This is a genomic window from Flavobacterium sp. HNIBRBA15423 (assembly GCF_052655965.1).
Genome location: NZ_CP199751.1, coordinates 612535 through 627140, shown reverse-complemented (window position 1 = coordinate 627140; position 14606 = coordinate 612535). Strand labels below are relative to the sequence as shown.

Genomic DNA, 14606 nt, shown 5'->3' with positions numbered 1-14606 from the left:
GTAAGTCCGAAACTTTCGATTAAAAACCGAACTTCAAAAGTACAAAACAAACTTTAAATTAAGCCCGAAAACCCCAATTTCTTAAAACCGCTGTTGGCAGTAGTTTTTTTAAGAGAATTATAACTAAATATTTCTAAATTCATCTTATATTTGCATAAAAACTACAAATAACTTCTAAATTTAGAAAAAATGTTATTAGAATTAAGGGTTAGAAATTACATGTCAATAAGAGATTGGCAGAGCTTTTCTATGTTGGCAGAGAATAAGGTTAAAGAGATAAGCGAATCAGTTATTGATATTTCGGAAGTAAGTGTTTTAAAAACTTCAATTATTTATGGAAGAAATGCTTCTGGAAAAAGCAATCTATTAAACGCATTACGAGCATTTCAATATTTAGTTTTTCAATCCGCTGAATTCAAAGTTGATGAAGAAATTGAACCGTATGAACCGTATTTGTTAAACTTGACAAATAGTTCAGAGCCAGTGGAATTTTCAATAGATTTTTTGGCAATAGATGGCTTTAAATATACTTATTCAATCGGGTTTTTAAAACACGAAATAGTTTATGAAAATTTGAAGTTTTATCCAAAAGGTCAATCTGCTATTTTATTTGATAGAAAGATTGGAAAAAAAATTAAATATGGAGAATATTTGACAGGGAAGAAAAAAGAAATTGAAGATTTACTATATCCGAATCAACTTTTCTTATCAAAAGTTGGAACTGAAAAAAATGAACAATTAAAGGCACCTTATAGATTTTTTATAAGTCATTTATTTATATCTACAATTCATGATACCGAATATGATGACGCATTAATTAGAATCTTTACTAATAAAATGAGTAAAGATGCAATACCATTTTTTAAAGAAAATTTGAATCGATTGATGAGAGTAGCTGATACTAGCATTGAGGAGATTACTATTAAGGCAGAGGATATTGATAGGTCACTTTTGCCTAAAGATATGAATGAAAAAGATAAAGATGATTTAATTGAAAAGTATAAATATAAAATAAGAACAATTCATAAACAATTTGATGGAGATAAAGAGATTGGTAAAGTTGAATTTAAATTGTCAGATGAGTCAACAGGAACAATTAAATTATTAGCAGTTGGTGGACTTATTTTAGAAGCTCTAGCCAATGGGCAAGTTTTAATTATTGATGAGTTAGATAAAAGTCTTCATCCGAAATTAACGAGAGCATTAATTAATATTTTTAATTCAAAAAAGAATAATCCTAACAATGCCCAATTAATTTTCGCAACACATGATGTATCATTATTGGATAATGAATTGTTTAGAAGAGACCAAATTTGGTTTGCAGAAAAAGAATATGAAGGATGTAGCCATTATTATTCTGTAGCTGATATTCCTGGTATTCGAGCTAATTCCCCATATGAGAAATATTACATGAGTGGAAGATTTGGAGCTTCACCAGTTATTAATCAAAATGAATTAAATTTTCAATTTTAGTAATGAGAGATATTGGTCGTTTTCGTAAATCAAAAAAAGTAGTTACAATTAATAAAAGAGGTCTTATTCTTTGCGAAGGAGAGACAGAAGAAAACTATTTTACAGGATTAATAACTCAAGAGAAATACAGAAGAAAGTTTGCTTCAATTGATGTAGATATTTATAAACCAAAAAATCATTCACCTTTAGGTTTAGTTAATAAAGCTAAAGATTTGATAAAAATTGCCAAAAGAGATAAAAATAAATATGATTTCGTTTGGGTTGTATTTGATAAGGATGGACATGCTAATATGGCGGATGCTTTTGAAATTGCAAGAAATTCAAATCCTGAAATTAAGATTGCATTTACAATTCCTTGTTTTGAGTTTTTTGTTTTATTGCATTTTGAGAAGAAATCTAAATCATATACAAAATGCGATGAAATTATATCTAGGATTAAAAAAGAGAATTATATAACCGATTATGAAAAGGCTTGTAATATCTTTGAATTATTATTACCCAATATGGAACAAGGTCTTGAAAATAGTAAATGGATAAGTGATAAATTTACAGAAGAAATTGAAGCAGGAGAAAAAACATACAACCTTTCGGTTTATAGTAATATTCATGAATTAATCTACTATTTGTATAGTCTAATTTAATCTGGACGTCATTATTTTGCGTTTTCCTAAAATTACTGTCAACTTGTATATATACGAAACAAACATTCGCTAATCTACCCAAATGTGGGTGTATATACGAAAGTTTTTTATATTTCTCCTTACAAACCTAAACAATCCATTCCATATTCACAATACGTATTTATACGCATTTTTGATGGTTTTTAGTAAGTATTTATACTGATAAAAAGGAATTTTAAAGAAAATATGCATATTACCTTAAAGAAAAATAAATAAAATAACTCATAAACCTACTTGGTTTGTCTTTCAACCTACTTGAATCCTATTTTAACCTACTTAGTTTACCTTTCAAGCTACTTGATTTATCTTTCAACCTACTTGGTTTGCTTTTCAACCTACTTGGTTTGCTTTTCAACCTACTTGATTTACCTTTCAAACTACTTGGTTTGTTCTTCAAGCTACTTGATTTGCATAATCACATACTTGAATAGTTCTTTCAGGAGTATATAAAAAAATCCCTAAGATACTATCATCTTAGGGATTAGAATAGAATACAATATAAACTTACTTTACTCCACAAACCCAACGGCAACAGTGTTATTTGTTTGTGCATCAATTAATATAAAAGCTCCATTTGATTTATTTTCAGCAAAAGCATCCAAATAAATTGGGTTTGCTAATTTCAATTTTACCAAAGCAATAGCATTCAAAGCCATTTCATGAGTTTCTATCTTCTCCAGCGGGCTTTCTGGTTTAATTAAATGTTGAATTTGTTGAATTTTACAAACAGTTGTTCGCGAACCCGATTGAATATGATATTTGCTAGCTAAATTAGCTTGTTTTTCGTCTAACCAAACAATTCTAGCTTGTACTTCTTTTTCAAAAAGTGACTCTTTTGTCTCTTTTACAAAGAGCATTCCTCTACTAATGTCAATATCATCTTTCAAACGAATTTGTATGGAATCTCCAGCATGTGCTTCTTCTAATGTGGAAGTAAACTTTCTAATTTCAACTACTTCAGATGATTTACAAGAAGGTAAAATGGTAAGCAAATCGCCTACTTTTACACTTCCAGAATTAATTCTTCCTGCATAAGCTCTATAATCTACAAATTCTTCATTTTGAACATGATATACTTGTTGTACATCCATTCTAAAAGGCTTTGTATCTTCTACTCTTTTAGAAAAACCATGTAAAACATCCGATAAAGTAGCTTCCTTATACCAAGGCATATTTTTTGATGCATACACCACATTATCTCCTTTTAAAGAACTAATAGGTATAATAGCAATATCTTGTTGCAATGGATCCAATTGCTTAATCATTTTATCAATATCAGAAGCTATTTGTAAAAAAACATCCTCGCTATAATTGACCAAATCCATTTTATTAATACAAAACACCACCGATTGTAAGCGTAACATTCGACTTATAAAATAATGACGATGTGTTTGTTCTAGCAATCCTTTTCTTGCATCAATTAGAATAATAGACAAATCGGAGTTAGAAGCTCCAGTAACCATATTTCGAGTATATTCGATATGTCCAGGACTATCTGCAATAATAAATTTTCGAGTTGCCGATGAAAAATAGATATGAGCAACATCGATTGTAATACCTTGTTCGCGTTCTGCAATTAAACCATCAGTAATTACTGAAAAATCTAAATCTTCAAGCCCTTTTTCTTTTGTTTTTCTTCGAACTAATTCTTCTTGTTCAATAGTTAGTGCATTATTATCATATAAAAAACGACCTATTAAGGTACTTTTCCCATCATCTACACTTCCCGCTGTATTTATCTTAAGTAATTCCATTTTAATTTTTTTATCGATTATCCAATGATTAGATTATTCAAAGAATCCAAAAAGTCCAATCATCTAAAAATCCATTCATCCCATCATCAAAAATATCCCCCTTTTTTTCTTTGTTCCAAAGCTGCTTCAGAACGTTTATCATCAATTCGTGCTCCTCTTTCTGAAGATTTAGAGGCTTTGTTCTCATACATTACATCATCAATAGTAGAGGCATTTGACAATAAAGCAGCTGTACAAGTCATGTCTCCAACAGTACGGAAACGAACTACATCTGTAATTATTTCATCTGTTTCCACCAAATTCAAATAATCGGAATGTGCTAAAACGGCTCCATCTCTTTTTACTAATTTTCTTTCGTGAGCAAAATAAATAGAAGGCAATTCTAAATTTTCTTGCTTTATATAATTCCATACATCTTCTTCTGTCCAGTTACTAATAGGAAAAGCTCTTACGTTTTCACCAAAATTAATTTTCCCATTTAAAATAGTAAACATTTCTGGTCGTTGTTTTTTTGCATCCCATTGACCAAAATCGTCTCTAACTGAAAATATACGTTCTTTAGCTCTAGATTTTTCTTCATCTCTTCTTGCTCCGCCAATACAAGCATCAAAACCAAATTCTTCAATAGCATCTAAAAGTGTTACAGTTTGAAGTGAATTTCTACTTGCATATTTTCCTGTTTCTTCCTGAGCTTTGTTAGAATTAATACTATCTTGAACATATCTAACAATTAGGTCAACTCCTAATTCTTTTATCAATTTATCACGAAAAGTAATTGTTTCAGGAAAATTATGTCCTGTATCAATATGCATAAATGCAAATGGAATTTTAGCTGGATAAAAAGCTTTTTGTGCTAATCTTGCTACTGTAATGGAATCTTTACCTCCAGAAAATAAGAGTACTGGTTTTTGAAACTGCGCAGCAACCTCTCTTAAAATATAAATGCTTTCGTTTTCTAATTCTTCTAAATAATTTGGCATTATACTTACTTTAAATTAATTATTCTTTTCAATATGAATATGCAAACCACATTCTTTTTTACCATTTTCCCACCACCATCTACCTGCTCTAAAGTCTTCTCCTTCACTTAAAGCTCTTGTACAAGGAGCACAACCAATACTTAAATATCCTTTTCTATATAAACTATTTATAGGAATGTTATTTTCTTTTACAATTGCTTCTAATTGAGATAATGAATAATGAAGTAAAGGATTAAATTTCACCAATTTATTCTCTTCATCCCATTCTAAAAATGGCATTGTTTCTCTATTTTGAGATTGCTCTGCTCTTAATCCTGTTACCCAAACAGCAACTCCTTCTAAAGCTCTTTTTAACGGAATCACTTTTCTTACAAAACAACATTTTTTACGACTTTCAATACTATCATAAAACCCGTTTATTCCATCTGAATCGATATAACTCTGAATATCTTTTTCTTCTGGTAAGTAAGTTTTTATTTGGAGTCCTTTATATTTTGTTTGCGTTTTTTGAAACACTTCATACGTTTCACTAAACAACCTTCCTGTATCTAATGTAAAAAAGGAGAAATCATTTGCTAAAGGATATAAAAAATGAGTTAACACTTGATCTTCTATACCAAAAGAAGTAGAAAACACTTTTTTTCCTTCAAGATTATCCTTTACAAATAAAATACTTTCTTCCAAACTTAATCCTTCTAATAGTTGATTAAATTCGGCTAATTTATCTTTTATTTTGTTTATTTTGTCCATTTTGCCCAAGCTCTTTCATGAAAAAAATACAATATCATCTTTGAAAACACCTCAAAACCACCTATAGAAAAAGCAATTTTAAAACTTCCTGTCATAAAATAAGAAACCACCATAGTATCAAGTGTTCCTACAATTCTCCACGTTATAGCCTTATAAGCAGAAACTTTTACTTCTTTTCCTAGTTCGAAAGATTTTTTTGGTTTAATTAAATCTAATATCATAATCTTCAATTTTATTTCATTTTTCAAAGATACTATTAGTCTATCGAATTACTAGGGTATTTTTTAAAAAAATTTTAAAAATTTACTAAATCGTATAAAGTTTTCTTTTCTAACACGCCCAAAGCATTATCTCTCACCTGAATCATAAGCTTATTTAAAGAACATGTTTCCTCACTAGGACAATCATTACATTTTTCATAAAAATTCAAACTTACACAGGGTAATAAGGCGATTGGTCCATCTAAAAACCTTATAATTGTTGCCACAGATATTTCTCGAGGATTCTTTAATAAGTAATAACCTCCTCCTTTTCCTTTTTTAGAACCTACTAAACCAATTCTCTTTAAATCTAATAAAATGGCTTCTAAAAATTTCTTTGATATATTTTCTTTTTCTGAAATCTCAGAGATAAGAACAGGCATTAAATTATCTTGTTTTGCAATATAAATTAATGCCTTTATTCCATATTTTGTTTTTCTAGATAACATATTTTATGTTTTTGGTAAAAAAACTTCGGCCATCATACAACGAGCACTTCCTCCACCACAAGCTTCAATAATATCTAAACTAGCATGCAAAATTTTACAATGCTTTTGAATTTTATCAATTTGCGATTGTGTTAAACTTTCATACGCTGCGTTACTCATTATTAAAAATCGTTCGTCATTTGCACCGCGAACTTGTAGCATATTACCTGCAAAACTATTCACTTGCTCTTCAGTAATAAGAATAATTTCTTTTCCTGATTCTTTTAATTTATAAAGCACCGATTTTCTTTCAGCCTTATCATCTATACAATCTGCACAAATAACAGCAAATGTTTCAGCCACACACATAATAACATTAGTATGATAAATATGTTTACGTTCACCATTAACTGTTTGAAAGGCTTCAAAAATGACAGGTGTATATTCAAAATCTTCACAAAACTCAATAAATAATTCTTCATCTGCTCTTGGAGACAAAGCACAATAAGCAATTTCATTTTCTCTATCTAAAACTATACTTCCCGTTCCTTCTAAATAAAAACCATCTTCCTCAGCGGAAGTATAATCCATGATTTCATTAATAACAAAACCCTTGTCTTCTATGATATCTAATATATCTTCTCTTCTTTCTTTTCTTCTATTTTCTGCAAACATTGGATACAGAGCTACATCACCATTTTCATGAAAAGAAACCCAATTGTTTGGAAAAATACTATCTGGTGTATCTGGATTTACAGTATCATCAACAACAATTACATTTATTCCTACTGCTCTTAGTTTTTCAACGTAAGCATCAAATTCTGCTTGTGCTTTTGCATTAACAGTTGCTGGTAATAATCCGTCTAATACTTTTTGGTAATAGTTATTAACAGCTGTTTGTTCGTTCATTCGGAAAGCTACCGGACGAATCATTACTATGGTATTTGTCGTTTGGTTCATATTTTTGTTGTCGGTTATTAGTTATCGGTTGTGAGTTGTGTGTTCTAGGTTGTATGTTCTAAGTCGTAAGTTGTGTGTTGACTTTGTTTTGTAGTTATTTTCTTTTACTCTTTCTTCCATACTCTTTCGACTTTCGACTTTATGTTTTCCAATTTTCTTCTACGTATTTAATAAAGTTATAAATTTTTGAGCTTAATTCATTATACCTGTTGATTAATTCTAAATCATTTCGCATTACATCTGGATATAATCTATTTATCTTTCCAATGTGAAACACTGTTTCTAAACAACTCGACCATGAGTAAGTTAAGAATTTTATAAAATCGGCTTTGTATCGTTTTCTCCCGTAACCTTCACAATATTTGTTGGAACTGAATCAGCAGACCTTCTTAATTGACTACCTAATTCATACATTTCATATTTCGGTAACTTTAACGAGCATGAATGAGACAAATAAAAAAGTTCTAATCCTAAATTATATACATCTAAATCTTTATAACTCTTCATAAACCTATAACTTACAACTTAGAACATACAACTTCAACTATTCTCTAATCAAAGGCAGTGTCGAACATCTTAAAAGTCCCTCTTGTTTAGATATTTCTGCATAAGGTATTTCTTCAACTGTAATTCCTTTGGATCTCATCCACGCATTTAATCTAGTAAAATTTTGTTCCGAAACTACTACATCTGGTGCTATTGAAAAAATATTAGAATTCATATGATACATTTCTTCTCTATCAATATGAAATAAATTTTCTTTACCAAAAAGATTTACTAAATACATATAATCTGCCTCTTCTCTGAAACCACTTTTATAAATAATTCCTAAATTAGTTCCTAAAGGCTGAAAACAACAATCTAAATGTAAGGCGTTATCTCTTGGTTCAATTTTAGATTTTACTAAATCAAATTCTTTTACGATTTTATGTGGAAATAATTCTTTTATATAATTTACGCCATGCATATTTGTTCTAGCTGTTATGTAATCCTTATAATCAGATCCTTTATAGGTTCCAATAAAAATATAATCGTTCCAAAGCATAACATCTCCACCTTCTATATGAACTTCTTCTGGTGGTTTTACAATTTTATTCGGATCAATTTGATCTAAAACATATTGAATTGCGTCTAATTCTCTTTCTCTATCTGGAAGAATATTTGCTTTAATAAAAACATCATCAATTACAAAACCTATATCTCTTGAAAAAATTTGATTATAATTTGTAATTATTTTAGGTCGAAAAACTTGTACATCATATTTTTGAAACACTTTATTAAAAGCTTCCATTTCTTTAACCATATCTTCTTCCACTGGATAAGTACCTGCTAACAAATGCTCTAAAGATTTTGGATCATAAGCTTCTTCCACTTTTGGCGTTGGACCATTACTAACCGCAGTTCCTAAAACAACTGCTCTAAGCCTTGAAGACTCATTTTTAACATTTAATTGCAACATGATTTTGGCTATTAATTCGTCATTTATCTGACGCTCATATGGCAAAGATAGAAAAAGGAATGTAATTGTATAATTCTAAAAAAATAAATATTTATAAACATATAATTTATACATTTGATAAAAAACTAAACACATTATGGGAATTTCAAACTTTTTTAACTCATTGTTTGGCAAAGCCAAAGTGACTGCTGACGAAACAATTGATAAAGCAGCAGAATTTGCAACTGAAGCTAAAGAATCTCTAGAAGATTTAGCAGAATCCGCATCCAAAAAAATAGACGAATTACATCTTTCTGAAAAAACAGAAGAATTTATTAAGTCAGCTAAAGAAAAACTTGATGAGGCAAGTGTATGGGCTGAAGAAAAATCACAACAAGCTAAAGAAGCTTTTGAAGAAATCATAGAAAAAGTGGAAGAAAAAATAGAAGAACTTAAAAAAGAGAAAGCAGAAAATTCTTCAGAAACTCAAACTAATGAAGAAACTCAAACTAAAGAATAATTTTTTCAAACCTTTTTTAAAAATAAAAAATCCGAGAAAACTCGGATTTTTTATTTTTATCTATTTTGAATTTCTTTAAAAGGTCTATGCGAATGACCTGTATAAACTTGTCTAGGGCGTCCTATAGGTTCTTTATTTAAACGCATTTCTTTCCATTGTGCAATCCATCCTGGTAAACGACCAATAGCAAATAAAACTGTAAACATTTCTACAGGAATACCCATTGCTCTATAAATAATACCTGAATAAAAATCAACATTAGGATATAAATTTCTAGATTTAAAATACTCATCTTCTAAAGCAACTTTTTCCAATTGTTTTGCAATATCAAGTAATGGATCGTCAACACCTAAAGCTTCTAGAACATCATCAGCCGCTTTTTTAATAATTGTTGCTCTTGGATCAAAGTTTTTATAAACTCTGTGTCCGAATCCCATTAAACGGAAAGGATCTTCTTTATCTTTTGCTTTTAAAACAAATTTTGCAACATCACCTCCATTATTATTAATTTCTTCAAGCATTTCTAAAACCGCTTGATTAGCTCCACCATGCAATGGACCCCATAAAGCAGAAACACCAGCAGAAATAGAAGCAAATAAACCAGCATGAGAAGAACCAACTATTCTTACCGTTGAAGTTGAACAATTTTGTTCGTGGTCAGCATGAAGAATAAATAATTTATCTAATGCATCTACTATTCTCTTATCCATTTTATATGGTTCAGTAGGAATTTCAAACATTAAACGCATAAAATTCTCTACATATCCTTTAGTATTATCATAATAATTTAAAGGAAAGCCCATTCTTCTTCTGTATGTCCAAGTTGCAATTACTAGGAATTTACCCATTGTTTTACAAACTGCTTCATACATTTCTTTTTCATTTTCAACATTTACCGATTTTGGGTTAAATGCTGTTAATGCACTTGTAAGTGAAGATAATACACCCATTGGATGTGCTGTTTTTGGAAAACCTTCCAAAATAGTCTTCATTTCTTCATTTACAAGAGTATATTTTCTAATATCATTCTCAAATTTCTCTAATTGAGTTTTATTTGGTAATTCCCCAAAAATTAAAAGATAAGAAACTTCAAGAAAATCTGCTTTATCAGCAAGCTCTTCAATTGAATATCCTCTGTAACGTAAAATCCCTTCTTCTCCATCTAAAAAAGTAATTTCACTTTTGCAAGAACCAGAATTTTTATACCCTGGATCTAATGTAATAGCACCCGTTGCTCCACGCAACTTGTCTATATCAATAGCAACCTCATTTTCAGTTCCTACTATAATAGGAAATTCATACTTTTTGCCATCGATTTCTAATATTGCAGTTTTCGACATATTTTGTATTGGTAATTAAATCTTTTGAAATTATTAATTTAACAAAATTAGGGAATTCCTTATTAAATAAAAAGAAATTGGGTAAGGTTTTCGTTAATAATTCTATAAAGTTTGCAAAGTAAGTATACATTATAGAAATAACGAATTCAATTTAATGTTAAAAAATCCTATTAATTAAAAAACACCTATTAGCTTTAAAACTAATAGGTGTTGACTTAACAAACTATAATCAGAATACTATTGTTTTATAATTTTCTCCACTTTTTCACCTTTTTCGGTTTTAACTTTCAAGAAGTAAATTCCATTTAAAAAGTCAGAAATAGTTACAAAAGTATCTTTATCATTCACCATTTTTGCCATGACCACTCTACCTTGCACATCGTATATTTCAACAGATTCTATAGTTGAATTTGCTTTTACATTCAGTAGATTACTTGAAGGATTTGGATATATTCTTACTGAATCGTCAAAAGTAACTATTAAATTACTTAAAATTTGGAAGGTTGTGTTAGCAAGATTAGTTGCTACTGGTTCATTATAATCGAAATAAATATCAGCTTTATTTGTTACAATATCACTAGAAAGTAAATTATCTTTAGTTTTCATTTTTAGTAAAATATTACCATGTCCACCTGTGTCTAAATAAATTGACTGAAAAATAAATTCTAAAATATTGTTGTTTATTCTTATATCTACATTATGAGATGCATTAAGAAGTTGCATTGTATTAATATCATAATCAGCAGAATTAACTTCTATTCTTATAACTATATTTTCTGCCTGATCTGTTCCTATATTTTCAAAATTGATTACATAATGTAAATAATTTCCAATTACTGTTGGTGAAACCACATCACCTTCTATACATGTAATATCATTAGGATCGAAAGAACCAACAACATTTTGATTAAACACAAATGTATTATCCTCAATAATTCCATCTCCTGTGACAGGATTAATAATTGAAGTAAAACTTAACACATCACCTAGATTAACTGCTGGAGTATCTGTAGGACTATTTACATTTAAAGTTAGATAAATGCTTCTATTTTCAAATGGATGTAAATTGGTATAATTAAATGTTAATAAACCTGTTGCTATAGCATCTGGAGCAATTGTTGAAGTTACAAAATCTAATAAATCATCATCATATGCAAATGACACATCTCCAGATAAAATTTGATTCCCTTTATTTTTATAAACTATTTGATAAACGGCATCAAAACCAGGTCTTGCTGGAATGATTGGAGCAATAACAACTTCTAAATCAGGGAATATTCCATTTGCTGAGATGCAAAAATCCTGAGTGATTGTGCTATTATCTATTACTGGAATATTAAATTCAGATGGTGAAGGAGTAATGTTGTAAATGGCTGGGTTTTCAAAATTTGGATTTAAATTATAGGTTCCTGGTTGGCTTACAAATAAAGCATAATTTCCAATTGTGTTTGAATAAATATATGAATTTGTTGTAACTGCATCATAACTTATCTCAAAACCTAAATAAGGAACAAAAATGTCTGACACATCGCAACCATCATTATCACTATCAAATTGCACTATGCCTTCAACAGTATTATAATCTCCTCCAGGATTAAATGAACAATAAGTATTAACTATTGGATTTGGAGTTGTTGTAAAATAAGTAAAATTATCATTATTATCAATACAGACATATTGTTGTGTATCATTTAGATTATCTGACATTAAATCAACACTTGAATTAATAAATCCGTTTTTAAGGTTAATGAAGTTTAAATTAACATTGTTATTAACTGAAATATCTAATATATTAGCAAATGGCAAATTATTAGGTTCTGTTTGAAAAGCAACAGTTGAAAAATCTACCTCAGTTAAATCATTATTTTGAACTTGTATTCTATATAATATGGGTAGATTAGTTAATTGTAAATCTGTTAATTGATTAAAACCCATTCCCAATGTTCTCATGAAATTTTTATTCTGAAGTGTAAAACTGGCCAAATTATTATTAAAAGCATCAATAGAGGTTATTTTTTCATTACTACTCAAATCTAAACTTACTAATGAATTATTTCTAACAACTAAATTTGTTAAATTAGGACACTGACTTAAATCAAAAGTAGTTAGTTGATTGTATCCAATATTTAAAACCTCTAAATTATTACAATTTGTTAACCCCAAATTTGCAAGAATACCATTTGAACTATAGAAATATTTTAAATTAGGATAAACACTTAAATCTATTGCTGTTAATTGATTATAGTTACAATTAAAATAGCTTAAATTATAAAAATATTCCAAACCTTGTAAATCTTGTATTCCTCCATTAGTAACTGAAGAACCTGAAATATTCAAATGTATAATTGCTGCTGCTTCTGAAAATTGTATTTCTCCATCATTATTAGTATCAATCTTTGTATAGATATTCCATGTAGTTGAATTATTTGGATTTACATTTGAAGCAATTGAATTAGTTGAATCAGCTTCTAGTAATTTTGCTTTCAAATTTGCATCAGTAATATTTACTATTCCTTCAAGACTAACAATTAAATCAAAATTTGCCACTACAAAACAACCTGTATCTGGACTTTCAACCCTAGCATAGATTACTTGAGGATTTGATATGTTAGTATAAGCAGTTGTATTAATTATTGCATTACTATTATTATTAGCATCCATTTCAGACAAATGAAAAGTAACATTCAATGTAGTTTGATTTCCAACTAATAATGGAATTTGCTGACTTAAATCAAAATCTGCAACATTATCATTTGGGTCTTCAAAAACAGTAATATTTGGCGACTGAAAAATAGTTGGCGCATAATGTGTTACCAATTGTAAATAGGTTATAGCAAAATTTGTTGGGTTTGAATTTTCATGCACTCTCACACTAACTGTATTATATACATTATCAGACACAAATTGATTAGGATTTTGTATTGGATTTACTCCGTTTTGAGCATCATTTGAATATTCATAATAAGTAAGTGTATAAAGATTAGAATCGAGTGAACCTAATATTTCTGCATTTTTAGAAGTAAGGTCGAATAATCCAAATCCTGAATTATCATACTCACAAACCACATAATTTGAAGGTGTATTAATAGGTGGTTGTGCATATAAAGTTCCTGTTATAAAAAGTAATAAGAGTATAATTTTTTTCATGACTTTTATGTTTTATATAAATTTAGTTGTATTGTTTAGTTTATGTTTTGGTAATTGAGTAAATGATAGTTTTAAATTAGAATTCGCTAAATAGTTTTTAAAATTTCTTGTAAACGTTCCTTTTTCCTTTGCGAAATAGGAAGATTACTATTGTCTGCCATAACTACATAACCACCGTCTTTTTTAATGTATGATTTCAAATATGCTAAATTGATTAAATGAGATTGATGTATTCTTTCAAATCCATGTTCTGTTAATAACTCCTCATATTCCTTTAGTGTTTTTGATATTAGAACAGTTTTGTTATTTTTAATATAAAATTTAGTATAATTATCTTCACTTTCACATCTAATGATGTCGTTAATTTCAAATAGATGAATTCCATCTGAAGTAGAAAGGGCAATTCTTTTAAAATTATCTACTTTTTTGCGAATGTTTTCTAGAAGTAAATCTATATGAGCATAATCATTTGTCTTTTCTAAAACAGTTTCAATTTTTTTAATTACTTTTTGTAACTCATCTGGATCAACTGGTTTTAATAAAAAATCTAAAGCACTGAACCGAAATGCCTTAATAGCATATTGTTCATGTGCTGTTATAAAAACAATATTCGACTTAATAGTACCATTCTTTAAAGCTAATTGTTCTAAAATATCAAAACCAGTCCCGTCATTTAACTGAATATCTAAAAAAACAACTTGTGGACTTAACTTATCTATTGCATCTATTCCTGTTTGTAAGCTATCTGCTTCTCCAATAATTTTAATATTAGGAGCAAAACGAGCTAACAAACCTTTCATTCCGTCTCTAAGATTCTTATCATCATCTATAAGTATCGCTGTAATCATAATTTAGTTTTTAATAAAATTCTTTTAA

General features: G+C 28.9%; 13 protein-coding genes and 1 pseudogene. 3 read left to right on the top strand and 11 right to left on the bottom strand.

The window, feature by feature from the left end:
- Positions 1 to 189 precede the first annotated feature (189 nt).
- Entirely contained in the window at positions 190 to 1473 is a 1284-nt protein-coding gene (locus ACULEV_RS02770) for an AAA family ATPase (protein ID WP_445457152.1), read from the top strand.
- 2 nt (positions 1474 to 1475) lie between these two features.
- Positions 1476 to 2114 (top strand): RloB family protein, encoded by a 639-nt coding sequence (locus ACULEV_RS02765; protein ID WP_445457151.1) that lies wholly within the window; start codon positions 1476 to 1478, stop codon positions 2112 to 2114.
- A gap of 548 nt (positions 2115 to 2662) precedes the next feature.
- Here the strand turns inward: ACULEV_RS02765 and ACULEV_RS02760 are convergent.
- The 8 genes and pseudogenes from ACULEV_RS02760 to ACULEV_RS02725 form a co-directional block, all read right to left on the bottom strand.
- Entirely contained in the window at positions 2663 to 3907 is a 1245-nt protein-coding gene (locus tag ACULEV_RS02760; RefSeq protein ID WP_445457150.1) for a sulfate adenylyltransferase subunit 1, read from the bottom strand.
- Positions 3908 to 3993: 86 nt separating this feature from the next.
- Complete coding sequence (gene cysD, locus ACULEV_RS02755; protein WP_445457149.1) at positions 3994 to 4887, bottom strand: sulfate adenylyltransferase subunit CysD; 894 nt, start codon at positions 4885 to 4887, stop codon at positions 3994 to 3996.
- A gap of 15 nt (positions 4888 to 4902) precedes the next feature.
- Positions 4903 to 5637 carry a phosphoadenylyl-sulfate reductase gene (locus tag ACULEV_RS02750; RefSeq protein WP_445457148.1) on the bottom strand — a complete coding sequence of 245 codons (735 nt, stop codon included), beginning with the start codon at positions 5635 to 5637 and terminating at the stop codon, positions 4903 to 4905.
- Positions 5625 to 5858, bottom strand: coding sequence for a DUF2061 domain-containing protein (locus tag ACULEV_RS02745; RefSeq protein ID WP_445457147.1), 234 nt, complete (start codon positions 5856 to 5858; stop codon positions 5625 to 5627). Before ACULEV_RS02745 ends, ACULEV_RS02750 begins: the two co-directional genes overlap by 13 nt.
- Positions 5859 to 5932: 74 nt before the next feature.
- Positions 5933 to 6346 (bottom strand): RrF2 family transcriptional regulator, encoded by a 414-nt coding sequence (locus tag ACULEV_RS02740; RefSeq protein ID WP_445457146.1) that lies wholly within the window; start codon positions 6344 to 6346, stop codon positions 5933 to 5935.
- Between the two features lie 3 nt (positions 6347 to 6349).
- Positions 6350 to 7285: a citrulline utilization hydrolase CtlX gene (ctlX, locus tag ACULEV_RS02735; RefSeq protein WP_445457145.1), complete on the bottom strand. Its 936-nt coding sequence runs from the start codon at positions 7283 to 7285 to the stop codon at positions 6350 to 6352.
- A gap of 139 nt (positions 7286 to 7424) precedes the next feature.
- Positions 7425 to 7792 (bottom strand): annotated as a pseudogene (locus ACULEV_RS02730) (four helix bundle protein).
- Between the two features lie 37 nt (positions 7793 to 7829).
- Complete coding sequence (locus ACULEV_RS02725) at positions 7830 to 8744, bottom strand: dimethylarginine dimethylaminohydrolase family protein (protein ID WP_445457144.1); 915 nt, start codon at positions 8742 to 8744, stop codon at positions 7830 to 7832.
- A 136-nt stretch (positions 8745 to 8880) separates the two neighbouring features.
- On the opposite strand from ACULEV_RS02725, the gene ACULEV_RS02720 reads away from it, so the two are divergent.
- On the top strand, positions 8881 to 9243 hold the full coding sequence (locus tag ACULEV_RS02720) for a hypothetical protein (RefSeq protein ID WP_445457143.1): 363 nt from the start codon (positions 8881 to 8883) through the stop codon (positions 9241 to 9243).
- A 56-nt stretch (positions 9244 to 9299) separates the two neighbouring features.
- On the opposite strand, the gene ACULEV_RS02715 is transcribed toward ACULEV_RS02720, so the two are convergent.
- The 3 genes from ACULEV_RS02715 to ACULEV_RS02705 all read right to left on the bottom strand — a co-directional run bounded on the left by ACULEV_RS02715 (position 9300) and on the right by ACULEV_RS02705 (position 14578).
- On the bottom strand, positions 9300 to 10583 hold the full coding sequence (locus ACULEV_RS02715) for a citrate synthase (RefSeq protein WP_445457142.1): 1284 nt from the start codon (positions 10581 to 10583) through the stop codon (positions 9300 to 9302).
- A 237-nt stretch (positions 10584 to 10820) separates the two neighbouring features.
- A complete protein-coding gene (locus ACULEV_RS02710) occupies positions 10821 to 13730 on the bottom strand; it encodes a DUF7619 domain-containing protein (protein WP_445457141.1) in 2910 nt (969 codons plus the stop codon).
- A gap of 86 nt (positions 13731 to 13816) precedes the next feature.
- Positions 13817 to 14578: a LytR/AlgR family response regulator transcription factor gene (locus ACULEV_RS02705; protein ID WP_445457140.1), complete on the bottom strand. Its 762-nt coding sequence runs from the start codon at positions 14576 to 14578 to the stop codon at positions 13817 to 13819.
- Between the last annotated feature and the right edge of the window lie 28 nt (positions 14579 to 14606).